The sequence below is a fragment of the Pseudoalteromonas sp. S3260 genome, assembly GCF_005886925.1.
GTDB lineage: Bacteria > Pseudomonadota > Gammaproteobacteria > Enterobacterales > Alteromonadaceae > Pseudoalteromonas > Pseudoalteromonas tetraodonis.
The window spans coordinates 1-21,959 of sequence record NZ_PNCV01000009.1 but is presented as its reverse complement, the minus strand read 5'-3'; the positions used below and the strand labels follow the sequence as shown (position 1 = coordinate 21,959).

Sequence of the window (21,959 nt, the reverse complement as noted above, 5' to 3'; positions counted from 1 at the left end):
GGAAATGATACTTTAAACGCAAATGGCGCTCTCGGCAGGGATCGAACCTGCAACTTAGCCTCCGGAGGGCCACGTGATATCCATTTCACCACGAGAGCACATTTGTTGCCGCCACATCAACTCGCGATATCAATGCTTCAGCATGCGCAATAATAAAGGCATCTTTGTATAAATGCCAGCATGATTCGTTTACATGTCTATAATTTAAACTAATCACTTCACAAAAGGTAAAAAAAGCGCTATTTGTTTATATTCTATAAAAAACAGTAACGCTTTAGACACATATTATCTATTATTGTCACTGAACGGAAAGATTAAACACGAGGAAGTAATTATGAAGTTAATGTCAACAGAGCAAGTTGCTGAATTTTTAGGTGTAAAAGTAGAGCGCGTTAAACGCCTTGCTCGAGAAAGCCTATTAATTGCTAAATCAGAAGATGATAACAGCGAAATGCAATTTGACGCTGATGAAGTAGCAAAATACAAAGAGCTTGCGGAACGCTTTGGCGGACTTTAACCCTCCATTAAAGCAATAAGCTCATCCAGTTGCGCGCGCAATACAACAACCTGATTGTCTATATCGCGTTGCTCATACCAACCTATACATAACAGTAAGTAAACTAACTGATAGCAATTGAGTTTATGCATAGATAAATAAAATTGACCTGATAGGGTGTGCGTTTTGTAATTGTTAAGCAGAGCCTGCTTGCCTGAAGCATCTAATTTAAAACTAACCACTAACGCAGCAAGATCAAAATACACATCATTTGTTTGAGCATACTCAAAATCGATTAAATAAACGCCTTGCGGGTTTACCACGATATTTTCTTTGACTAAGTCGTTATGGCAAAAGCCGCTATCTACGGGCATGTTGGCAATGCTTTTTAATGTTTTGCTTATGAGCTTTTCATACTGTTTAAACACTAATAAATGCTGATAGGCTTGCAATTCCAAAGCTATATTCATTGCCTCATTATTAGTTGTATACGCATGTAGCTTAACAAGTTTAGTCAGTAGCGGCATCGCCAAATAAGACTGAGCGACGTCGCCATCAATATAGTTAAAAGCTGCGCGCTTATTTTGCTTATCAAGCCAGATGGGAGCAGAGCAAACTTGTTGTTTACTGAGCTCATATTGGGCATGTAACCCTACTTGTGGCCAATACGATTTATAACACTTTAATAAATAAGCTTGGCTGTCAGTACGGATCAAAAAGTTATCGTTGCTTAAACCGTTAACCAAATACTCTGTTGAGGTTATTGTGCTCGGTACTAAAAACGCGCTACAAATATTAACTAGCTGAGAATGCTGATTCATAGATTAAAGTTGCGCCATGGGCTTGGCTTGGCTTTGCTCGTATTCTTCGTACCACGTTTTAAATCCCCATGCTGCCATAACGGTATAAAATACAAATAAAACAAGGGTTGGGTAATAGCCTTTTTCATAGTACAAATACATAGAGGCCGCATCAATGACTATCCAATAGAGCCAATTTTCTAATACTTTTTTAGCTACCAGATACGTAGTAACCACGGCAAAGCAGGTTGTGAAACTATCAAGATACGCAAAATCTGCATGCGTATAGTTTTGCATTACATAGCCAATTGCTAATGACACTAATGCAGTCAGTACAATTAAAATAATATGTCGGTTTACCGGCCAGGATGTAATTAGTCGCTGCGCTTTATTAGCCTTGCCTTTGCGCCACACGACCCAACCAAACACCGCCATATACATATAATAAAAGTTTAGTAACGACTCCATTAGCAGCGCGCCATTCCAATACATAATGGTATAAATAAGCGTACTAAAAAAAGCCGCAGGCCAGCACCATAAGTTCTCTTTAATGGCCAGTAATAAATACGCCATCGACAAAGCAACCGCAATATATTCCCAATGCGACATTGCAGTAAAACCACTGAGTATTTGCGTTACAAAATCCATCATTATAAAACGACCGTGTTTGTTAAGGGGTTATTCGGGAGATAAATCGCCCGAAATAAATTTACACACAAATATAGCTTTACCAAATTGCTCATATGAATGTTTAATTTCTGTGCTGATCACTTGCATAACTAGATCATAATCACCAAATATTTGGGTCGACATCGTATTAGTGATCACTTTAAGCTCTTCGTAGGCATTAACTCTGTCGATAAAGCCTTTAATAAAAGGAATGTAATCTTGGTGGAGCGGGTATTTACTGATCTCTACTGATAATTTCATTTCAAACTCACCTTTTTAATTATTTGATTTCAACTAATCATTCAACGCAACTTAAATACAGTGTAAAATTACACTAACACTCAATTTAAATGAGCTCATTATGGCACGCAGAATTACCTACACTTTTAAAAATCAACCGCGCGAAATTAACTTCGCCAAAGATAAATACCACGATATGTATCAGGCTATTGCGGCTGCCGAAGGTATCGATTTAACTAACTACTTAAACATGGTACGCCAAATTGAAATGACCTCTAAAGGGTCATCGGCAGTGCGTAACTTTCGTGATCAAGAATTTGCTCGCATGGGCTTTAGCGATATTTACTTTATAAAAGAGTAACGATACCGATTAAGTGAGCATCACGATCATTCTAGCAATGTAAACTTAATGGGTATTTTTAAAATAAATATTAGCGCTGGTACTCATAACTTACGCGCGGTGTAATATTACACAATAACTCGTAAGATATAGTATCAGCACATTGTGCAATTTCTTCTACCGGCAACTCAGGGCCCCACATTACTACCTCATCGCCGACTTTGATGCCATCAGCATTTTCACCAATATCAACACTGATCATATCCATAGAGATGTTGCCAGCAATACCATAACGTTTGCCAGCAATCGCTACTGGGGTACCATGTTTAGCATGACGCGGATAACCATCACCATAGCCCATAGCAACCACTGCAAGCTTAGTTGGCTGAGTACTTTGCCAACTGCCACCATAACCAACACCTTGCGCAGCATCAACATCGCGAATTGCAATGACCTTAGTGGTTAAGCGCATCACCGGCTTAAGCTGATGATCTTTGCCTGAAGTGTTAAGCATTGGTGATACACCATACATCATCAAGCCTGGACGCACCCACTCGCCATGACCGGCAGGCCAAGCAATAATACCGGCCGAATTTGCTAAACAATGTGCTTGTTGTTTGCCTTGCACTAATGAATCAAACAAAGCAATTTGCTCAGCTGTTTTGGGATCATTAACATCATCGGCACTGGAAAAGTGCGTCATTAAATTGATTGTATCTTTAGCGTTATCAGTCGCTTGCAAGCGCTGATAAAAATCATTCAATTGCGTCGGTGCAACCCCTAAACGATGCATACCCGTATTGATTTTTAACCAGCAACTGATTGGTGCATCGAGCTTTGAATTTTCAAGTGCTCTGAGCTGGTTTTCATCATGGATTATGGTTTGAAAGTTATTGGCTAATAAAATCGGCAAGTCATCTTGATGGAAAAAACCTTCCAACAACACAATAGGCTTGGTCAGCCCGCCTGCTCGCAGTGCGAGCGCTTCATCTATTCGTGCCACTGCAAATGCGTCGGCATCATTAAGGTGCTGCGCTATTTTTACTAAACCATGGCCATAAGCATTGGCTTTTAATACCGCCATAACTTTACTGTTAGGCGCAAACTGTCGCACTTGCGCTAAATTATGAGCAAGTGCTTGTAAGTTAATTTCGGCAATAGCTAAGCGCATTAGTAATCATCATCTACAGCAGGCCCCGCGTAATTATCAAAGCGAGAGAATTGACCTTGGAAGGTTAGGCGCACTTTACCAATCGGACCGTTACGCTGTTTACCAATGATAATTTCTGCAACACCTTTATCAGTACTGTCTTCGTTGTATACTTCGTCACGATAAATAAACATGATTAAATCGGCATCTTGCTCAATAGAGCCCGACTCACGCAAATCTGAGTTAATTGGGCGTTTATCAGCACGTTGCTCTAGGGTACGGTTAAGCTGCGATAGTGCAACAACCGGACACTGTAATTCTTTTGCTAATGCTTTAAGTGAACGTGAAATTTCGGCAATTTCTAAGGTACGATTATCTGACAAGCTAGGTACGCGCATTAATTGTAGGTAATCGACCATGATCATACTAATACCACCATGATCGCGGGCAATACGACGTGCACGTGAACGTACATCAGTGGGTGTTAAGCCTGAGGCGTCATCAACATACATTTTGCCTTTTTCCATGAGTAACCCCATGGTTGATGAAAGGCGCGCCCAGTCATCGTCATCTAGCTGACCAGTACGTACTTTGGTTTGGTTAATTCGGCCAAGGGACGCCAGCATCCTCATCATAATTTGTTCAGAGGGCATCTCTAGTGAGTAGATAAGTACAGGCTTGTCTTGGGTCATTGCTGCATGCTCAGCAAGGTTCATCGCAAAGGTAGTTTTACCCATCGATGGACGTGCTGCTACAATAATTAAATCTGAGGGCTGCAGACCAGTCGTCATTTTATCTAAATCAGCGTAACCTGTGCTTACACCGGTAACACCATCTTGTGGTGACTGATAAAGCTCTTCTATTTTATCAACGGTTTTTTCAAGTATGTTGTGAATGCTTTGTGGGCCTTCACTACTTTTTGTACGCTGCTCAGCAATTTTAAAGACTTTACTTTCAGCAAAATCAAGTAAGTCGTGGCTAGTACGCCCCTCAGGATTAAAGCCCGCTTCGGCTATTTCATTGGCAACACCAATCATTTCACGAACAACGGCGCGCTCGCGTACAATGCTAGCGTAAGCATCAATATTAGCAGCACTTGGGGTGTTTTTAGCTATTTCGGCTAAATACGCAAAGCCACCAATCCCTGAAAGCTGATTATTTTTTTCTAAACTTTCAGAAATAGTAATTAAATCAATCGGATCGCCAATTTCAGCCAGTGCTGTCATTGCCTCAAAAATAAGCTTATGGGTACGGGTATAAAAGTCCTGTGACACAACAAGTTCAGCTACGCGATCAAATGCTTGATTATCAAGCATTAAACCACCTAAAACAGATTGTTCAGCTTCTATTGAATGGGGAGGAACTTTAAGAGTGTCGACTTGCTTATCTGGTTTGGCCATAACTTCACAGTACTAAAATTGAATGGCTCTATTCTATCGACTTGGCAGGGCTGTGCAAATAGCAAAGCAGGAAATCTTTCCTGCTTTTTGTAACTTAAAATAAAATGGATGATTATTGGCGCTTAAGTCCAATCGTCCCACTTATGGTATTCATTTCTACACTGGCATCGGTGCCATTAGCATTAAACTTAATTCCACTAGCTGGGCCATACTTGGCTTTTTGCACTTGGTCGCTCGTTAGCTGGTTGTCAATTTTACCGCCGGCATGGGCTTGCACTTCAAATTGTGCCGATAAATCAGCTGGAAAGTAAAACTCAGCATTGCCACTTACAGATTCAAAACTTACATCAGCATCACTTAAAAGGCGATTAATACGCACTTCAACTTCGCCATTTACAGTGCTTATTTGTAACTCTTTGATTGCATCGAAGGTAAGATTGATATCACCGTTTACGTTTTCTAAGCGAATATCATTAGCAGTCGAGTTTGATTTTATATTCCCATTAACCGCATTAAAACGAACTTCTCCGTTAGATTGCTGATCATCAATTGCGCCATTTACAGTTTCAAATTGCACTTTACCACTGAGGTTTTTTGCGTTGATGTCACCGTTAACACTAGTAAGCTTAATATCGCCGTTAAGATCATTTACTGTAATGGCGCCATTGACTACATCAATTTCAGTGCCTCTTTTTAACTCTTTTGCAGTTACCGAAGCGTTAACCCCAACATACTCCAGCGCACTGCTTTGAGGCATGAAAATAGTTAGCGTTGAGCCATTATTGTTATTATCCCAATTTGAAAGATCAGGCATTTTTACAATAAACTGAGTTTTATTACCCTGTGTTTTAAGAGTGTAGCCTTGTGCTTTATCGTCAAGCTCGCCGCTCACTTTAAATTGATTTTTCTCCCAGCCCATAATATTTACATTGCCGCGCTGATTTTCTATATGAATAACGCCACCGTTTGGTACTTCAATTTGTTGTTCTATTTTTTCACCGGCAAATACAGCCATTGGTAATAAAGCTATTCCAAGTATTATTGCTTTCATTTATTTCTCCTAGATTTGTTGCCAACGCGGTGCATGCACCTTGTTAATTAAGTCGAGTTGTTGTTGATATACTTGCGCTAACATAGACAGTAGCGCCTTATTTTGTGGTTCATTTTCAAGTGTTTGCTTTATAGCCTGCTCAGCATCTTCAAGTTCTTTTAGCTGCACTTGCCAGTTATCTGTTAATGCCGCTTGGCTTTGGTATTGAACAAGTAAACTTTGTTTTTGCTTAGTAAAAAAATCACTCATCGCCACAGCGGTATTTGTCTCTGGAGATGTAAAAAACACCATAGTGCTAACCAAAGCAGCCACACAACATGCCGCAATAGCAGTTAGCTTCGGCCAAACTACACTCTTAACTGTACTTGCCTGCTTATTAGTCATTATGGCGCGCTCAATCCCATCCCAGAGCTCTTTATCGGGTGTTATATTTTTATTTAATTGTGTTAGCGACTCATTTAAGTAGTCATCAAAATTTGTTTTACTCATTTTCGTACCACTGTTTTAATAATTGCCTTGCACGATGATATTGCGCCTTACTAGAGCCTACAGCCATGCCTAGCAAGGTTGCTATTTCTTCATGCCTATAACCTTCAACGGCATACAGTACAAATACCATTCTTGCACGCTCAGGCAGCCTAACGATTAATTTATCTAAGCCATTTAAGCCATTGCAGTCATTTGCAGATTGCTCATCCATACCGCTTTGTTCAAAGCTAATAACTTTATTAAGCCAATGTTTTTGCTTACGCACATAGCTAATAGCAATATTACTGGCGACACTATAAAGCCAAGTGGAAAACTGCGAACGTCCATCAAATTGCGCTATTTTGTTCCATACTTGCACAAATACTTCTTGGGTAGCATCTTGTGCATACTCCTCATCGGCTATAAGCCTCAGGCATAAGCCATAAACTTTTGCTTTATGCATGTCATAGAGCGCTTTATAGGCTAACTGGTCGCCGTTTTTAACTTGATCAATAAGCATTTGCTGCACTTGATCAGTTATTGGCTGATTAGCGTCCATTAACATCGCAAATTTTTCCTGTTTATAATTATGTAATTGCAATTTAACTTATTAGACGTGAGAAGAAATAGAAAGGTTTAAATGAAATAGAAAATATTTGTAGAAAATGAAGCTTTATTTTAGAAACGTGCTTAATTTTACCCACAGCAAACAATTTATTGTTTTGAATTACAAATTTTAGATACAAAAAAACCGTGCAAAGCACGGTTTTTTTTAACTTAATTTTAAAAATTAAGCTTCAGCAATAACGATTACTTTAATAGTAGCTGTTACGTCTGAGTGTACTGCGATTGCAACGTCAAATTCGCCAGTCTCACGGATAGTACCTAGAGGTAAACGAACTTCTGATTTAGCAACTTCAACACCAACAGCTGAGATAGCGTCAGCGATGTCACGAGTACCGATTGAACCGAATAATTTACCTTCGTCACCAGCTTTAGATACTAATGTAACTTCTGCTAATGCTTCAAGTTTGTCAGCGCGTGCTTGTGCTGCAGTTAACTGTTCAGCGATTTTTGCTTCTAGTTCTGCGCGACGTGCGTCAAACGTTTCAATGTTTGCTTTAGTTGCAGGAACTGCCTTACCTTGTGGGAAAAGGAAGTTACGTGCGAAGCCAGATTTAACAACAACCTGGTCACCTAGGCCACCTAGGTTAGCGATCTTATCTAGTAGAATAACTTGCATGTTTCTACACCTTTTAAAAACGTGTTAATCCGCTGCTTACTTATGTAAGTCAGTGTATGGAAGAAGGGCTAAGTAGCGAGCACGCTTAATAGCAGTTGCTAGCTGGCGCTGGTATTTAGCGCTAGTACCTGTGATACGGCTAGGTACGATTTTGCCACTTTCTGTAACATAGTTTCTAAGAGTAGCTAGATCTTTGTAATCGATTTGTTGTACGCCTTCCGCTTTAAAGCGGCAGAACTTACGACGTCTGAAATAACGTGCCATGAGATTAATTCCTCAAATAATTCTTTCTATATGCTGAGCATGCAAAACCAATTGGCTAAGGCCGTTACGACCTTCGTGGCGATTTAAAAAACCACTCACTTGCAATGCCTGCCCAACGTGCAAATGTTGAGTCTGTTGTTGCATTTGCTTACCACTGGCAACCACCTGAAGCCTCACATAACTATTACGGTTAAGATCTGCTTCAACTTGCATTGATTTATGTTCTACAACAAAAATACAATGCGGTATACCCGCGGGGCTTTGGCTAAACTTGGGTGTTTTACAAACAACCCCCGATATAACCAGCTGATTCGTATATGGGCTAACCATTATAGTAACTGCTGACTACGTGCCATGCTAGGACTCAAAACAATTAAGCAGCTGGTGCTTCTTTCTTCTCTTCTCTTACAAGAGGAGACGCTTCAGTTACAGCGTTTTTAGTACGCATAACTAAGTTACGAAGCACTGCATCGTTGTAGCGGAAAGTAGTTTCTAGCTCGCTGATTACTTCAGTTGGTGCTTCAACGTTCATAAGAACATAATGAGCTTTATGAAGCTTGTTAATTGGGTAAGCCAGTTGACGACGGCCCCAGTCTTCAAGACGGTGGATAGTACCACCTGCTTCAGTGATAGAACCAGTATAACGTTCGATCATACCAGCAACTTGCTCACTCTGATCAGGGTGAACCATGAATACGATTTCGTAATGACGCATGGATATTCCTTACGGTTAATAGAGCCTTCTACCGTTTCGGCCGGTCGGTTTAAGGCAAGGAATTAATAGTTTAAAAGCCGAAATGAGCGCGCATTTTACGCCTAGTAGGATAATTAAGCAAGCAGGTTTTTTTAAGCTTTAATAGATAAGTGTTGGAGGGTTCGGGTTTCGGGTTTCGGGTTTCGGGAAGACATTATTAGATGCTCCCCTGATATCAACAAATAAAATAAAGATTAGTGTTTAATATTTACGAGGTAGCCGCTGAGCTAACCCGCGTGAAGCATAGCTTTTAATTGTTTAAATTTACACTTACTCGCAAATTTAAATATTTACTCAAACTTGAAGACATGCAATTATTAAACAAGCTTCTATTAAATAAGGATATTTATGAACTTCATATTCGAGCTGATACTTCTAGCTTCCTACACCTTTTTGAAACTAAATAAGCTTTATTCTTAAATAAACCCTAAGTTAAATTTCGTTTAATAATCTTTCCCAGACAATATAATTATAGGAAGTAAAATTGTGAGTATAAATTTTGATGTTGTTATAGAAAGTGATGATTACTCCGTAGATATGCAATCTGGACTAGAAACATTAAAAGGTGCATCGGAGGCAACACGACAAATTGCAACAACGATCATTGAAAGGCGAGTACCTCAAAAACTTTCATCTGAAAGCAAAGTAAGAACTAACCTTAAAAAATCATTTAGAGGCTCATACGGCCAACAGTTTTCGTTAGATTTTTACGACGAAGAAGCCAAAAAGCGCTTTAGAAGTATCGGTAAGCAAACAATCTCAGAGCTTATTTCATATTTTATAAATGAAGCTTTATACCAAGAGAGCCTGCAACTTTCAGGTAAAGCAAAAAATGTTCTTAAAAACCTAGGAGAAGATCTCGAAGGAAAGCTTATTAAACAGCTACAAAAATCATCACTTGAGCACTTACATTCAGTAGCAAATAACTTTAATAAAGATGTGAAAATCCGATTTAGAAAAAATCAAGATACAAAAACAACCCTAGCTAACCTAGGAAAAGCGACTTACGCAACATTAAAACCTCTCACCAATAAAAATAAAATAGAGATTACAGCGAGTATTACGCGCTTAAATATAAACACAGGAAATGGCAGACTTTTGGTGAAAGGAGAAGATGAAACAGTGGCTTTCGGTTTCCCTGCTCAAAAACAGTATGGTGAGTTAAAATTTGCAGCAAAGCAAAAATTTTCAGATAACCTACACAGCAATAACGGAATACCTTCAGAAAATTGGAAAACTTTAAAGCTCAAGGCACATACTCAGAGAACAAGCGGAGGTCAGATAATAAAATACCTGATTGAAGGATTTAACGATGCTTAATCGTTTTTCTATAACAGCTATAATATTAATGCTTATTGTTATTGGCGTTTATATTCTCCAGTTCTATTTTAATCTGAAGTATCAAATATCTGAAAAACCATCCGACTGGGTCGACTTTAGTAATTTTTTTAATGGATTAGTTACTCCACTACTTAGTTTTTTTTCGTTAGTACTGCTTATTCAATCTCTAAGTATACAAAATCAAACAAATACAGAGTTAAGAGATGAAGTCAGAAAAAATAAAAAGAAAGAGCTACTACAATCCTTTGAAATTTATTTTTTTGGATTAATTGAAGCTCAAAGAAATGCATTTAATAATTTAAAGCTAAGTTTTTCAATTCAACTGGATGAACAAGAATTGAGCAACGTTAAGTTAATACAAGAGCTCGAAGATAGTATTGAAGCTAAACGCGCTGAAGGTGTAAGCACCGAAAATATAAGAGATTTTATAAATACTACCGATGCAAATGAAAGTATATTTAATACAACTCGCATTTTTTATAACGTTGTTAGAATGATTACCGAAAAGTTAACAAATGAAAATGGATTTGAATCTTTAGAAAGAAAAAACCAATTTAAAACTCTAATTAGCTTTACTGAATTTTCTCAACTCAGACTTATAATGATAAGCATGCAATTCATGGATTGGGAGTCGGCAAAGTACTTAAAAGAAAATGACGAATTTATTGAAGTACTCAAAGATTTAGGCGGTGGTACAGACCTATACTGAGTATCTAAAAAACCGATGTTTAAACTAAACATCGGTTTTTCTTTGGCTAAAAGCTGACAGCTAAAAACTGACAGCTTGGCTTTATCACTTCCCTATCGCTTCTTTGGCGAATAGGTGCTTTATTGGCCCAAGGTTATCAACGAGTGATAACCCTACTCCACGAATAAGCTTTTTAACTGGGTTTGCGCCTTCAAATAGCTCTTTTAGCCCTTGCATCATGGCAATGTGTTTTTGTGCATCGAGTTTACGGGTGCGCTCGTAATCACGCAGTATGCGCGTACTTGCAAATTCTTTGGTGTCTTGACTTAGTAGCTCGATTAAATAAGCCGCGTCTTTTAGACCTAGGTTCATACCCAGCCCTGCCAATGGATGAATGGTATGCGCTGCATCGCCCATTAGCACCACGTTGCCATTTACCCATTGCTGGGCATAACGCATTTTAAGTGGGAACGCGACGCGCTTACTTTGCACTTCACATAAACCGCATTGGCCATCTATTGCAGCCATAACTGCTTTATTAAAAGTGGTGTCGTCCATTGCTAACAATTCATCACAATGATTCGGGCTGGTAGACCACACAATTGAATGAGTATGCTCATCGCTCAATGGCAAGAACGCTAGCGGCCCTGTAGGTAAAAACACTTGGCGTGCGGTATTTTTGTGTGACTCTTTGGTTTTAACTGTCGCTACTAACGCATGGTGATCGTAATCTTTAAAGCTCAGCGCCATATTAAACTGTTTACGAATCGCTGAATTTGCACCATCAGCCGCCACCAGCAACTTAGCAATAATAGGCTCACCAGTTTTTAAATTAATAAATACATCAGACTCGCTTTGGTGTATTTGCTGATACTCGGTATTAAACATGAGTGTGGCATTACTTTGCTGCTCAAGCTCTTTTATTAGTGCAAAGCGAATAATATCGTTTTCAACAATGTGCCCTAAATACTCAAGCTCAAGTTGCTCGTTATTAAAGGCTATTTTTCCAAAGCTGTCGGCATCGCGTACATCCATGTGCGTATAAGCACAAGCACGCTCAGCTATTATGTGTGGCCATACATTTAACTGCTCAAGCAAAGTTTGGCTGGCAATACTCAATGCGCTTACACGTAAACCATAGTCATCGCTTGGTGGAGCTTGAGTTGGCGCTGCATCTAACACAACCACACTGATATTCGCTTTAGCAAGCCCTAGCGCCAGCGTTAAACCTACGCAGCCACCACCCACTATACAAACCTGTACTTGTTTCATAAACGTGTGCCTTGTTTAACTTGTCCCATTAACTGTTTAGCCAATGGGGCTTTAAATGCGGGGAATAAATCCATTGAAAATAGCCCAATACTACGACCAAGCGCTAACACCCGTGATGAGTTTGAAAAAAGTCGAACCAGTGCATCGGTCAATGTCATTACGGTTTTTATATCATCACTGCGCTTAATTAAATATTGACGAGTAAAGGCATAACTACCTAAATCGTGTTCACTGTTTGCAATTAAGTTACTCAGCACTTGTACATCTCGCAACCCTAAATTAAAGCCTTGTCCTGCAATTGGGTGAATGGCATGTGCCGCGTTACCTATTACCACAGTACGGTGCGCTGTTAACGATTCTATTTGCCCATAAACCAGCGGATAACTGGCGCGCATACCGACTTTTATAAATTGCCCTGCACGATAACCAAAGGTGGTTTGCAGTACGCTTAAAAAGTCTGACTCACTTAATGCCATATGCTGCTCAATATGTTCTTGGCGCATACACCATACTAACGAATAGCGGTTATTACTCATGGGTAATAAAGCCATTGGGCCATTTTGGGTAAACCGCTCAAACGCCTGATGATGGTGTCCAGCAGCCACTTCTATATTGGCAATAATCGCACCTTGTTTATAAGGCTGAGTATTGAAGCCGAGCCCTAATAAATTACGAGTTGGCGACTGTGCACCGTCGGCAATCACTAACAGCTTAGCGCTTAGTTTTTCACTACTTTGTAATGTAAGTTCATTACTATCGGCGTTTTGTTTTATCGCTGTTACGCTATCTGGGCAAAAAAGCGATATGTTTGATTGCATTAAACGCTGATGCAGCGCTCTGCCAAATGGGTTTACCTCTACCACATAACCTAATGAGGGTTTTGCAAACTCATCACACTGTATATGGGTTTTACCAAAGTGTCCTTTGTCTGACACACTCACTTTTTTTATGGCCGCAGCATAGGGAGCGTTCATTTCAAATAAATTGAGGCTTTGTAAATACTCCACCGACTGCTGGGCAAGTGCGATGCTTCTGTCATCAAAGCTTGGATGATAATCAGTGGTTACTTGGTTTGCTTCAACCACGGCAATATGTAGGCTGGGATTTTTTTTACTTATACTTAGAGCACAACTTGCGCCGACTAAACCACCACCAATTACTACAATATCAAACTGCTTAGCCACTTTGATCTCCAAGCTTATGCGTTTTTAGCGCTTTGCATTAGCGCTTCTATTTCACTAATTGTTTTAGGCACGCTAATGGTTAAGTTGTCGTGACCTGAATCAGTTACTAATAAGTTATCTTCAATACGAATACCTATACCTTGGTATTTTTGAGGCGCATTTGAGTCTTTACTAATATACAGCCCGGGCTCAATGGTTAGCACCATACCCGGCTCTAAGACACGCTCTTGGTTATTAACCTTATAATCACCCACATCATGAACATCAAGTCCTAACCAGTGACCAAGACCATGCATGTAGTATTCTTTACAGGCACCTTGTGCCATTAACTCATCAAAATCGCCGGTTAAAATACCTAAATCGAGTAACCCTTGGGTTAGTACTTGCATAGCGAGTGTATTTGCCTGAGATAAAAGGCCACCGGGTTTTATCTCGCTAAAAGCGACTTCTTGTGCTTTGAGTACAATATTATAAAGCGCAGCTTGCTCAGTGCTAAATTTACCGTTAACCGGGAAAGTACGCGTTATATCGGCGGCGTAGCCTTGTAGCTCACAGCCTGAATCAATCAGCACTAAGTCGCCATTGTTCAATACATCGCTATTTTGGGTATAGTGCAAAATATTGGCGTTATCGCCACTGCCAACAATAGTGCCATAAGCAGGATGTGGCGCACCGTTCATTGCATAGTGATGATGAAGCTCTGCCTCTAATTGAAACTCGGTTGCGCCAACGTGGGAAAAACGCATGGCTCGCATGTGTGCTCGGGCACTTATTTCACAGCCTTCACGCATAATGTTAATTTCGCTTGGCGATTTAAATAGGCGCATTTCATGTAATAACGGGCGAATATCTTTAATTGTACTCGGTGCTGTATCGCCTTTTTTGGGGGCACTGCGCAAAGTATTGAGCATTGAAAATACTTTGCCGTCAAAGGTAGGATACGTCCCTTGTGCATAAAATAAAATCTGTTGGCCGTTCACCAAATTCAATAATTGTTCGTTTAGTTCACTTAATGCATAAGTTTTGTCGAATAAGTATTCACTTTGCGCTTTTTCAAAACCAATGCGCCTGCCGTGCCATATCTCTGCAAGTTTATCTTTATCTAAACAAAACAATATAGAAGGCGTATCACTGTCTTTGCATAACACCAATACCGCATCGGGTTCGTTAAAACCAGTTAAGTAAAAAAAGTCACTGTCTTGTCTAAACGGATAATGAGTATCTCGGCTACGTGTGAGCTCGGTTGCAGCAGGAATTATCGCAATACTGTTGCTATCCATTGCCGCCAATAAACGCTCGCGGCGCGCTTTAAACTCTGACTTTTGTATTTCAACCATTAATAACTAACCCATTACTTTTGTTGTATTACTAAATTAATGCAGTGTTTTTTTGTTGCTTTGTGGGTTTTGCTCTTTGCCAAGTTCAGCAAAACACAGTAACGCCGATACGCGTACGTACTCAATCACTTCATGCAGTGCTTGGCTATCTTCTTCGGTTTCTTCAAAGGTTGTATCAAGGCGCGTAATTTCGCTAAAGTCGCTAATCACTTCTTTTACATCTGCCGACAGCTTGCCATAGTCTTTTTGCTTTAAGCCAAAGCCCAGCATAAACCCAGCTACCCATGATACGAGCCCATTGGCTTGATCGATGAGTGTTTCGTCATCACTCGGTAAAAACAAATCAAATTGAAACTCTTCGTTATTAAAGCTTTCAACAACTTGTTGATAAACTTTACCAAAAAACTGTTTTAAATCGTTGCTAAACGACTCGCCATCATTAAATACGTCGCTCAGTAAGCCTAAGTATTCTTTATCGTCAATGCTTAGCCCACAAGCAAGTAAGCCGCTAATAACGCCATGCGCTTCAGCAGGTGATACAAATATTTCGTTTTTCTCTAAAAGAAGTTGGGCTTTTTCGTAATCTGGTAAGTTATTCATAATGACGTCTTCGCTTTGCTAATTAAAGCAATGCTACCACTCGATAAAAAGCAACTCCAATGAATTCTATGACTGAGGTCAAAAGCAAGCGATTGAAAAGCTGATTAAGTTCAAAAAGCAATCTTAAAAGTAAATACAAGATTAAATTTGCAGGAAAACTGAGCGAACGGTTTAATTTTTTGCGTTTGGGGTTTAAGGATTGGAATATGTCTTATATACTGAATTTGTTCCCTGGGGTGCAGGAGCTTGGTTAAGTCCCTGAGCCGATAAATTTTATACCAGGATTTTTGTTCGTCTACTATTGTGCAAGCTCGGCATGTACCGAGAAGCCTACGGTAAACCGCAGATTTCCGCCCTGAAACCTCAAGGTTTCAGGACTGACACCGGGCACCGCATTCTCGGGGAACACCTCCAATAACTTAAATCCCTCAGCAATTACTTTTATACCCTTGTTTTATTAATCACCTAGTTATTATAAAAAAACACCGAACTGAATTTTTACAGTCCGATGCTTTACTTACTAGTACCTGAAACTTAGTGTCTGAGAACTCTACTTATCTATGTAGTCTGCACTTACTTAAACCAACCTTGAAAGCGCTCCATCAGCATATAGTTAACCGGAACGAGTAATAAAGTTATAAAGGTCGCAAATATAATCCCAAAACCTAGGCTTACTGCCATAGGAATTAAAAACTGAGCCTGAGTTGCCTTTTCAAACAGCAGCGGCATTAAGCCTATAAAAGTGGTTAAACTAGTTAGCATGACCGGGCGAAAACGCGCTACGCCGGCGGTTTTAACAGCTTCCATTAAATCGAGCCCTTCACTGCGCTTTTTATTAATAAAATCAACCAATACTAACGAGTCGTTCACCACGACCCCAATTAACGCGAGCATTCCCAGCAAACTCATAATGGTAAGCTCCATAGCCATGATCCAATGGCCAATTACTGCGCCAATCATGCCAAAAGGAATAATGCTCATCACCACCAGTGGTTGTAAGTACGATTTAAAGGGAATTGCGAGCAACCCATAAATTACAAAAAATACAAATACCATTCCCCACAGTAACGAACCAAACGATTCGCGCTGCTCTTTGGCTTCACCTTCTAATGAATGGCTTACACCTGGGTATTGTTGCACCAGTTCATCTAAGTAGGTTTTTAAATCAGCTTGAAGCACGGTCATATTGGTATCGGTTTTTTCTACATCCGCCGACACATTAAGTGTACGGTAACGATCAATACGGGTAATGGTTGATGGGCTTTGACCAGGTACTAAAGTGGCCACGTGTGACAGCGGCACTCGCCCACCATTAGGCGTTTGTATTAATATATCTTTTAAATCAGCAACTGAGCGCCTTTCATCTATAGGTAAGCGCACCATAACGCGCACATCATCACGCCCGCGTTGAATGCGCTGTACTTGTACACCAAAAAACGAGTTACGCACTTGTCTTGATACATCAACTCTATTTAATCCAAGTGCAAGTCCTTGCTCTGTTAGCTCTATTTGTAGCTCTTCTTTACCATCAGACATGCTATCGGCAATATCAAACACGCTTGGATAAGTGGCCAATCGTTGTTTAATTTGCTCAGCCACTGTTTGCAGTGTGGTTATGGAATTACCCGATAATTGAATATCAATTGGGTTTGAGCTTCTACCTATTTCTGCTCTAAATGTGAGACTTTCAGCCCCTGGGATCACCCCTATTAATTGCCGCCACTCTTTTACCAACTCACGCGAACCAATATCAGACTCTCGTTGTTCTGCTGGGGTGATTTCAAAGCGCACACTACCCGAATTAGCCGCACCGCCTCGCCCGCCAGTGCTGGCTAAAATATTAAGGATAATACTTTGCCCTGTTTCTTCATCTTGATACTTACGCTGAAGCTCTCTGGCTTTATCTGACATATCAATAATGTATTTATTCGTGACTTCAAACGGTGTTCCCGCAGGAAAAGTTAAATTAACCCGAACTGTTTCACTGGGAATACGTGGGAAGAAAATAAACTTAGTCCAACCACTGGTGAGCATGGTTAAAATAATTAAAAACACGCCCATAAATAAACTGACTGTGGCCAGTTTGTTGCGTAGCGCTAGCCCTAATACGGGTTGGTAATATTTTAAAATGGCATGCTCAAAACCATCTGCAAAACGTTGTTGGAGTTGCTCTAATTTAGAACCTTTGCCTTTTTGCTGGCGCAGTTTGATATATTTTAAATGCGCTGGCAGCACAAATTTAGATTCAATCAATGAAAACAATAATACCGGGATAACCACCACCGGAATTTGCGCAAAAATAGCGCCTCGTGCGCCTTCTATAAAACCTAACGGTAAAAAAGCGGCCACGGTGGTTAACACGCCAAATGTAACTGGCGTGGCTACTTCTTGAGTTCCTTTTATAGCAGCCTCTTCGCCCGATTTGGCGGTTTTTAAATGGGTATACACGTTTTCACCGGTAACAATGGCATCGTCCACCACAATCCCTAGCACCAATATAAAACCAAATAAGCTGATCACATTTATGGTCACGTCAAAGGCGGCCATTGCCATAAACGCGCCCATAAATGAAACTGGAATACCAATAAATACCCAAAACGCGATGGCAGGTCTTAAAAATAATGTCAGTAACCCCAGTACCAAAATACCGCCCTGTAAAGCATTGCTAGTTAGGGTAGCAATACGGCTTTTTACTACCTCAGAGTCATCATCCCAATAGCTTAAATAAAACCCTTGCGGTAAATTAGCTTGCTCACTGGTAATATAGTTTTTAACTGCATCGGCCACTTCTATCGCACTTTGCGGACCAATGCGGTACACATCGATAAATGCGGCTTGTTTGCCATTAAAGCGGGTGCGCACGGGAGTTTCTTCAAAATCATCGTTAATGGTTGCAATATCACTTAAGCGAATAATAGTGCCATCGGCTTGATTTTTTATCACAATGCTTGCAAATTCATCTTTGCGGTAAGCTTGCCCTTTAGAGCGAATAAGTACATCGCCGCCCTCTGTTTTAAGGTTTCCTGCTGAAATATCAGAACTTGAATTGGCAATGGCACTGGATATTTGCGCCAAGGTTAAATCGTATTGGCGCAGCGTATCTTGGCTTACTTCGATTGCCAGCTCATAATTACGTACGCCACTAAGTTCAACTTGGGTAATCGCCGGAATACGCAGCAATTCATCACGGACTTGCTCTGCATATTCTAGGGTTTCTTTTTCGTTGTAGTCACTTGAAACAGTGACTGCTATTACTTCACGCTTACGCTGGATTAACCCTATTACTGGTTTTTCTGCATCGGCTGGAAAGGTGTTAATGGCATCGACACGGCTCTTTATATCCGCTAACAATTCACGCTCGTCGTAGCCAGTGTCAACCTCAACGCTCACTTGTGATGACCCCTCAGAAGAGCGGCTCGATATTTGTTTAATACCTTCGAGATCTTGTAATGCTTCTTCTATTCGTATGGTGACCCCTTTTTCAGCATCTTCTGGGGTTGAACCACGTAAACTCACACTAATATTTATACGATCAGAAACAAACGAGGGAAACACCTCTAACGGTAACTTAGAAGACAGGCTGAATAGGCCGCCCAACACAATACTAATTAGCAGTAAGTTGGCAGCCACATGATTACGTGTAAACCAAGCGATCATGGCTGCTCTCCTGGTTTTTGTGCTTTAAGAGTCGCATCCATTATCTGCACTGGCGTACCTGAACTCACTTGACCCAGTGGCGTCAGCACTAATTGACTCCCCGCTTCAAGACCTTTACTCACAATGCCTTGCAGCGCATTTTGCCACGCTAAAGCAATATTTTTACGCTGTAGTGTGCCATTTTCAACCACATAAACATAACTGCCTTGATATATCGCACTATTGGGAATAACGAGTACCTGAGAGGCGACTTTGCCATTAATTTTAGCTTTAACGTATTGCCCTATTTTTACTGGGTATTGATTATCACTGGTTGATTTATAAGGGTCATTAATTTTAGCCACCACATACAATTGCTGAGCACTTTCATCTATTGCGCCCTCAGTACGAATAAGTTGGCCTTGCCATTGTTGCTCGCCAATTAAATCTGAAGTGAAATTAACCGCTGAGCCACGCTGATTTTTAGCACCATCTCGATATTGCTCAGGTAAATTAATAAAAGGCAGATCTTTATTCTTTATCGGTAAGCGTATTTCAACACTGTCGGTTGCATAAATTGTCGCCAACTGCATATTGTTAGATACCACCTGACCTAAGTCAACGCTGCGGTTTAATACTCGCCCAGCATAAGGGGCTTTAATTTTAGTACGTTCAAGATTTAGTTGCGCTTTTTCCAATTGTGCTTGTGCTGACAAAACCTGTGCTTGCGCTGCAGCTAGCTGTGGCTTTCTAAGTACTAAAATACTCGGTTCAGACTCATTGCCTAAACGTTGCCAATCAGTAAGCGCTTGTCGGCCTCGCGCTTGCTCTTCTAATAAGTTTTGCTCGGCATTGAGCAAATTAGCTTGTGCTGATTTTACTTCTGCTTTTAAATCGCGATCATCTAACTGAAGTAACACATCGCCTTTTTCAAAAAAGCCGCCTTCGCGGAACTGCTCATTTATATCAATAATCAGCCCAGAAACCTGAGCCACCAACATACTTTGAGTTCGTGGTTTAACCGTACCAAAGCTATCAATTTCAACGGGGTAGTCAATCAACTGCAATGGTTTTACCGCTACATTAATTTTTGCTTTTAGCGGTGCTGAAAAACGTGATGCTTTAGGCGGGTTTCCTTTAATAAACATCACCAAAAAAATGGTCGCTATAATGATAGCAGCGGGAACAATTATTTTTTGTTTGTTGAGTTTCATAGTGCTTGCTCATCCTGTGCGGATCTTGATTTTGCAAAGTCGCCCCCAAGAGCAACATGTAATTTAATGCGATTTGTGAGTAATTGGTTTTTAATTTCAATCAGTGAACTTTGTGCATCAAACGAGCGTGCTTGTGCATCTAATACGGTGGTGTAGCTCACTAAACCACTTTGATATTGTTCAAACGATAATTGCTCTGCTGCTAAGGCATTTTCTTGTGCCTGCAAGGTGCTTTGGTAGCGTGCCTTTAAAGATTGTTGTTGGGTAATAGCATTTTCAACATCACCAAATGCATCATATAAAGATTGCAGATAGGCTTGCTCTTGCTTTTGCGTTTGTAAACTGGCTATTTCCTCGTTCGCAGCAAGTCGCCCAGCGTCAAAAATAGGCGCTGAAATGCTACCAATAAGTGACCACGCAAGACTTGAAGCAGAAAATAAGTCGCTTACCCTGTTAGTGCTATCGCTTAAACCTGCCGCTAAATTTAAACTCGGAAAACGCTGTTTATGCGCATACGCAAGCGAAGCGTCGCTGGCTAATAACTGATACCAACTAGCACGCAACGCAGGTTTGCGAGTAATAAGCTCCGACGGTAAACCAAGAGGAATGTCGTCATTAATTACAGGTAGGTCGTTATTCGCTGCTATCAATCCTTTTGGATACTCCCCCAATAAACGCTCAAGGCTACGTGCAGCTTGAGTCAAATTTGCTTTTTGGGTTGCTATACGGGAGCGTTCATTGTTTAACTCATTGCGAGCTAAATAAACATCTAACGCTTCATTTAAACCTTGGCGATAACCCGACTCAATAATCTCAAGGTTTTGCTGGGTGTTAGCTTCTCTGCGCTTAAACAAATCAAGTAATTGCTCTGCACTGATTAAGTTAAACCAATTTGTTATAACATCTGCAATAAGCTGTTGTTTAGTTTGCTCATAGCGAGCTTGCTGAGCAAGGTAGTTGAGGTTGTCTCTACGCTTTGCATCAGAGAGTTTACCCCATAAATCAATTTCATAGCCTAACTCTAACGATACAGAGCTTGAGTTATTATAACTAACCGGACGATTATCTTTGCTACGTCCTACTCGCGTTGAAATATCTAAACTGGGCCATAAAGCTGCACCGGTGACAATTAATTGCTGTTTTTGTATTTCTACATCAAAACGGTTTTGCAATAGTTGCTGATTGTTTTTTAGCGCTTGAGTAATTAGCTGCTTTACTGTTGGTGAAGCAAGTTTATTAAACCATGTGTCGTTGACAGCAACTACTGATTCAACAGCTGTTTGTTGCCACTGATCTGGGAGTGTATTCGGTGCTTGCTCACGTAGTTGCGGGTTTAAGTTACTCGCACAACCACTTAGCAGCATAATACTTATTGCCAATAAAGATGGCTTATATTGCCACATCATGTTTAAACCTGATTAATGCTATTTATGAATGTTATTCAAGCACTTTAGCAAACGTTGCTCAATTGACTTTACATAACATTACATACTTTGCGATGAAATTATAAGTGCCGTAGATACGCCAATCATTAACATATTGATCACAAACTAATAAACAATCTAATTTTTAGTCAAAAAAGCTGAATAAAGTTCTCAAAGCGGTACGAAAAGGACAGAGGGACTTACTGTTTATGACATACTGGAAAAATAGAGCAGGATAGAAAAAACTTAGAAAAAAAAGCCCCGCATATGCGAGGCTTTGTATAAATGGTACCGACTAACCGAGTCGACGGATAACTTGAACAGACTACTGATTACAGTTTCTTTTTCTAGTTACATTGTAAATGGTGCCGACTAACCGAGTCGATGG

23 protein-coding genes, 1 tRNA gene and 1 other RNA gene are annotated in these 21,959 nt (G+C 40.3%); 5 read left to right on the top strand and 20 right to left on the bottom strand.

The window, feature by feature from the left end; genetic code table 11:
* Nucleotides 1–23 precede the first annotated feature (23 nt).
* A tRNA-Arg gene (locus tag CWC14_RS01485) sits at nt 24–98 on the bottom strand.
* A 236-nt stretch (nt 99–334) separates the two neighbouring features.
* On the opposite strand from CWC14_RS01485, the gene CWC14_RS01480 reads away from it, so the two are divergent.
* Entirely contained in the window at nt 335–517 is a 183-nt protein-coding gene (locus tag CWC14_RS01480) for a helix-turn-helix domain-containing protein (RefSeq protein ID WP_138560855.1), read from the top strand.
* Here CWC14_RS01480 and CWC14_RS01475 read toward each other — a convergent pair.
* The 3 genes from CWC14_RS01475 to CWC14_RS01465 are packed head-to-tail and all read right to left on the bottom strand — an operon-like array spanning nt 514 to nt 2,226.
* Nucleotides 514–1,317 (bottom strand): phosphotransferase family protein, encoded by an 804-nt coding sequence (locus CWC14_RS01475; RefSeq protein ID WP_138560853.1) that lies wholly within the window; start codon nt 1,315–1,317, stop codon nt 514–516. The two genes, CWC14_RS01480 and CWC14_RS01475, sit on opposite strands and share 4 nt — an antisense overlap.
* Before the next feature lie 3 nt (nt 1,318–1,320).
* The gene (gene pnuC, locus CWC14_RS01470; protein ID WP_138560925.1) at nt 1,321–1,944 is read right to left on the bottom strand and encodes a nicotinamide riboside transporter PnuC; all 624 of its coding nucleotides are present in this window, start codon (nt 1,942–1,944) and stop codon (nt 1,321–1,323) included.
* A 30-nt stretch (nt 1,945–1,974) separates the two neighbouring features.
* A complete protein-coding gene (locus tag CWC14_RS01465; protein WP_008110382.1) occupies nt 1,975–2,226 on the bottom strand; it encodes a hypothetical protein in 252 nt (83 codons plus the stop codon).
* A 100-nt stretch (nt 2,227–2,326) separates the two neighbouring features.
* Between CWC14_RS01465 and CWC14_RS01460 the strand changes: the two genes are divergently transcribed.
* A complete protein-coding gene (locus CWC14_RS01460; RefSeq protein ID WP_004588463.1) occupies nt 2,327–2,566 on the top strand; it encodes a DUF2960 domain-containing protein in 240 nt (79 codons plus the stop codon).
* 70 nt (nt 2,567–2,636) lie between these two features.
* On the opposite strand, the gene alr is transcribed toward CWC14_RS01460, so the two are convergent.
* The 9 genes from alr to rpsF form a co-directional block, all read right to left on the bottom strand.
* Nucleotides 2,637–3,716: an alanine racemase gene (alr, locus tag CWC14_RS01455; protein ID WP_138560851.1), complete on the bottom strand. Its 1,080-nt coding sequence runs from the start codon at nt 3,714–3,716 to the stop codon at nt 2,637–2,639.
* On the bottom strand, nt 3,716–5,095 hold the full coding sequence (dnaB, locus tag CWC14_RS01450; RefSeq protein ID WP_138560849.1) for a replicative DNA helicase: 1,380 nt from the start codon (nt 5,093–5,095) through the stop codon (nt 3,716–3,718). The genes alr and dnaB overlap by 1 nt, the downstream gene beginning before the upstream one ends.
* A 112-nt stretch (nt 5,096–5,207) precedes the next feature.
* The gene (locus CWC14_RS01445) at nt 5,208–6,146 is read right to left on the bottom strand and encodes a DUF4097 family beta strand repeat-containing protein (RefSeq protein ID WP_036980056.1); all 939 of its coding nucleotides are present in this window, start codon (nt 6,144–6,146) and stop codon (nt 5,208–5,210) included.
* Nucleotides 6,147–6,155: 9 nt separating this feature from the next.
* Nucleotides 6,156–6,635: a hypothetical protein gene (locus CWC14_RS01440; RefSeq protein WP_036980058.1), complete on the bottom strand. Its 480-nt coding sequence runs from the start codon at nt 6,633–6,635 to the stop codon at nt 6,156–6,158.
* Nucleotides 6,628–7,179, bottom strand: a complete 552-nt coding sequence (locus CWC14_RS01435; RefSeq protein ID WP_138560847.1) for an RNA polymerase sigma factor — start codon at nt 7,177–7,179, stop codon at nt 6,628–6,630. Before CWC14_RS01435 ends, CWC14_RS01440 begins: the two co-directional genes overlap by 8 nt.
* 225 nt (nt 7,180–7,404) lie before the next feature.
* Nucleotides 7,405–7,857, bottom strand: a complete 453-nt coding sequence (gene rplI, locus CWC14_RS01430; protein WP_008110407.1) for a 50S ribosomal protein L9 — start codon at nt 7,855–7,857, stop codon at nt 7,405–7,407.
* Nucleotides 7,858–7,893: 36 nt separating this feature from the next.
* Nucleotides 7,894–8,121 carry a 30S ribosomal protein S18 gene (rpsR, locus tag CWC14_RS01425; protein WP_002962753.1) on the bottom strand — a complete coding sequence of 76 codons (228 nt, stop codon included), beginning with the start codon at nt 8,119–8,121 and terminating at the stop codon, nt 7,894–7,896.
* Between the two features lie 12 nt (nt 8,122–8,133).
* Complete coding sequence (gene priB / locus CWC14_RS01420) at nt 8,134–8,451, bottom strand: primosomal replication protein N (protein WP_008466122.1); 318 nt, start codon at nt 8,449–8,451, stop codon at nt 8,134–8,136.
* Between the two features lie 43 nt (nt 8,452–8,494).
* A complete protein-coding gene (rpsF, locus tag CWC14_RS01415; RefSeq protein WP_036980061.1) occupies nt 8,495–8,836 on the bottom strand; it encodes a 30S ribosomal protein S6 in 342 nt (113 codons plus the stop codon).
* 525 nt (nt 8,837–9,361) lie between these two features.
* On the opposite strand from rpsF, the gene CWC14_RS01410 reads away from it, so the two are divergent.
* Together CWC14_RS01410 and CWC14_RS01405 are read left to right on the top strand one after the other, a co-directional pair.
* Nucleotides 9,362–10,195, top strand: a complete 834-nt coding sequence (locus CWC14_RS01410) for a hypothetical protein (protein ID WP_138560845.1) — start codon at nt 9,362–9,364, stop codon at nt 10,193–10,195.
* On the top strand, nt 10,188–10,925 hold the full coding sequence (locus CWC14_RS01405) for a hypothetical protein (RefSeq protein ID WP_138560843.1): 738 nt from the start codon (nt 10,188–10,190) through the stop codon (nt 10,923–10,925). The genes CWC14_RS01410 and CWC14_RS01405 overlap by 8 nt, the downstream gene beginning before the upstream one ends.
* Before the next feature lie 84 nt (nt 10,926–11,009).
* Here the strand turns inward: CWC14_RS01405 and CWC14_RS01400 are convergent, their stop codons facing one another.
* Genes CWC14_RS01400 through CWC14_RS01385 form a run of 4 tightly spaced genes read right to left on the bottom strand, consistent with a single transcriptional unit; the run spans nt 11,010 to nt 15,297 of the window.
* Nucleotides 11,010–12,176, bottom strand: coding sequence for an FAD-dependent monooxygenase (locus tag CWC14_RS01400; protein WP_138560841.1), 1,167 nt, complete (start codon nt 12,174–12,176; stop codon nt 11,010–11,012).
* Nucleotides 12,173–13,360: a 2-octaprenyl-6-methoxyphenyl hydroxylase gene (gene ubiH, locus CWC14_RS01395; protein ID WP_138560839.1), complete on the bottom strand. Its 1,188-nt coding sequence runs from the start codon at nt 13,358–13,360 to the stop codon at nt 12,173–12,175. The genes CWC14_RS01400 and ubiH overlap by 4 nt, the downstream gene beginning before the upstream one ends.
* A gap of 14 nt (nt 13,361–13,374) precedes the next feature.
* The gene (gene pepP / locus CWC14_RS01390) at nt 13,375–14,697 is read right to left on the bottom strand and encodes a Xaa-Pro aminopeptidase (protein ID WP_138560837.1); all 1,323 of its coding nucleotides are present in this window, start codon (nt 14,695–14,697) and stop codon (nt 13,375–13,377) included.
* Between the two features lie 36 nt (nt 14,698–14,733).
* Nucleotides 14,734–15,297, bottom strand: coding sequence for a UPF0149 family protein (locus CWC14_RS01385; protein ID WP_024600851.1), 564 nt, complete (start codon nt 15,295–15,297; stop codon nt 14,734–14,736).
* 225 nt (nt 15,298–15,522) lie between these two features.
* On the opposite strand from CWC14_RS01385, the gene ssrS reads away from it, so the two are divergent.
* Nucleotides 15,523–15,706, top strand: a non-coding RNA gene (gene ssrS, locus CWC14_RS01380) — 6S RNA.
* A gap of 164 nt (nt 15,707–15,870) precedes the next feature.
* Here ssrS and CWC14_RS01375 read toward each other — a convergent pair.
* From CWC14_RS01375 to CWC14_RS01365, 3 genes are read right to left on the bottom strand one after another with little or no spacing between them, the layout of a single operon-like run.
* On the bottom strand, nt 15,871–18,954 hold the full coding sequence (locus tag CWC14_RS01375) for an efflux RND transporter permease subunit (RefSeq protein ID WP_138560835.1): 3,084 nt from the start codon (nt 18,952–18,954) through the stop codon (nt 15,871–15,873).
* Nucleotides 18,951–20,147 (bottom strand): efflux RND transporter periplasmic adaptor subunit, encoded by a 1,197-nt coding sequence (locus CWC14_RS01370; RefSeq protein ID WP_138560833.1) that lies wholly within the window; start codon nt 20,145–20,147, stop codon nt 18,951–18,953. The genes CWC14_RS01375 and CWC14_RS01370 overlap by 4 nt, the downstream gene beginning before the upstream one ends.
* Nucleotides 20,144–21,553: a TolC family protein gene (locus CWC14_RS01365; RefSeq protein ID WP_138560831.1), complete on the bottom strand. Its 1,410-nt coding sequence runs from the start codon at nt 21,551–21,553 to the stop codon at nt 20,144–20,146. The genes CWC14_RS01370 and CWC14_RS01365 overlap by 4 nt, the downstream gene beginning before the upstream one ends.
* Between the last annotated feature and the right edge of the window lie 406 nt (nt 21,554–21,959).

Excerpts from the sequence above, each read along its gene's own strand:
- CWC14_RS01480 (WP_138560855.1), top strand. The coding sequence starts at position 335 with ATGAAGTTAATGTCAACAGAGCAAGTTGCTGAATTTTTAGGTGTAAAA.
- CWC14_RS01475 (WP_138560853.1), bottom strand. The coding sequence starts at position 1,317 with ATGAATCAGCATTCTCAGCTAGTTAATATTTGTAGCGCGTTTTTAGTA.
- pnuC (WP_138560925.1), bottom strand. The coding sequence starts at position 1,944 with ATGGATTTTGTAACGCAAATACTCAGTGGTTTTACTGCAATGTCGCAT.
- CWC14_RS01465 (WP_008110382.1), bottom strand. The coding sequence starts at position 2,226 with ATGAAATTATCAGTAGAGATCAGTAAATACCCGCTCCACCAAGATTAC.
- CWC14_RS01460 (WP_004588463.1), top strand. The coding sequence starts at position 2,327 with ATGGCACGCAGAATTACCTACACTTTTAAAAATCAACCGCGCGAAATT.
- alr (WP_138560851.1), bottom strand. The coding sequence starts at position 3,716 with ATGCGCTTAGCTATTGCCGAAATTAACTTACAAGCACTTGCTCATAAT.
- dnaB (WP_138560849.1), bottom strand. The coding sequence starts at position 5,095 with ATGGCCAAACCAGATAAGCAAGTCGACACTCTTAAAGTTCCTCCCCAT.
- CWC14_RS01445 (WP_036980056.1), bottom strand. The coding sequence starts at position 6,146 with ATGAAAGCAATAATACTTGGAATAGCTTTATTACCAATGGCTGTATTT.
- CWC14_RS01440 (WP_036980058.1), bottom strand. The coding sequence starts at position 6,635 with ATGAGTAAAACAAATTTTGATGACTACTTAAATGAGTCGCTAACACAA.
- CWC14_RS01435 (WP_138560847.1), bottom strand. The coding sequence starts at position 7,179 with ATGTTAATGGACGCTAATCAGCCAATAACTGATCAAGTGCAGCAAATG.
- rplI (WP_008110407.1), bottom strand. The coding sequence starts at position 7,857 with ATGCAAGTTATTCTACTAGATAAGATCGCTAACCTAGGTGGCCTAGGT.
- rpsR (WP_002962753.1), bottom strand. The coding sequence starts at position 8,121 with ATGGCACGTTATTTCAGACGTCGTAAGTTCTGCCGCTTTAAAGCGGAA.
- priB (WP_008466122.1), bottom strand. The coding sequence starts at position 8,451 with ATGGTTAGCCCATATACGAATCAGCTGGTTATATCGGGGGTTGTTTGT.
- rpsF (WP_036980061.1), bottom strand. The coding sequence starts at position 8,836 with ATGCGTCATTACGAAATCGTATTCATGGTTCACCCTGATCAGAGTGAG.
- CWC14_RS01405 (WP_138560843.1), top strand. The coding sequence starts at position 10,188 with ATGCTTAATCGTTTTTCTATAACAGCTATAATATTAATGCTTATTGTT.
- CWC14_RS01400 (WP_138560841.1), bottom strand. The coding sequence starts at position 12,176 with ATGAAACAAGTACAGGTTTGTATAGTGGGTGGTGGCTGCGTAGGTTTA.
- pepP (WP_138560837.1), bottom strand. The coding sequence starts at position 14,697 with ATGGTTGAAATACAAAAGTCAGAGTTTAAAGCGCGCCGCGAGCGTTTA.
- CWC14_RS01385 (WP_024600851.1), bottom strand. The coding sequence starts at position 15,297 with ATGAATAACTTACCAGATTACGAAAAAGCCCAACTTCTTTTAGAGAAA.
- CWC14_RS01375 (WP_138560835.1), bottom strand. The coding sequence starts at position 18,954 with ATGATCGCTTGGTTTACACGTAATCATGTGGCTGCCAACTTACTGCTA.
- CWC14_RS01370 (WP_138560833.1), bottom strand. The coding sequence starts at position 20,147 with ATGAAACTCAACAAACAAAAAATAATTGTTCCCGCTGCTATCATTATA.
- CWC14_RS01365 (WP_138560831.1), bottom strand. The coding sequence starts at position 21,553 with ATGATGTGGCAATATAAGCCATCTTTATTGGCAATAAGTATTATGCTG.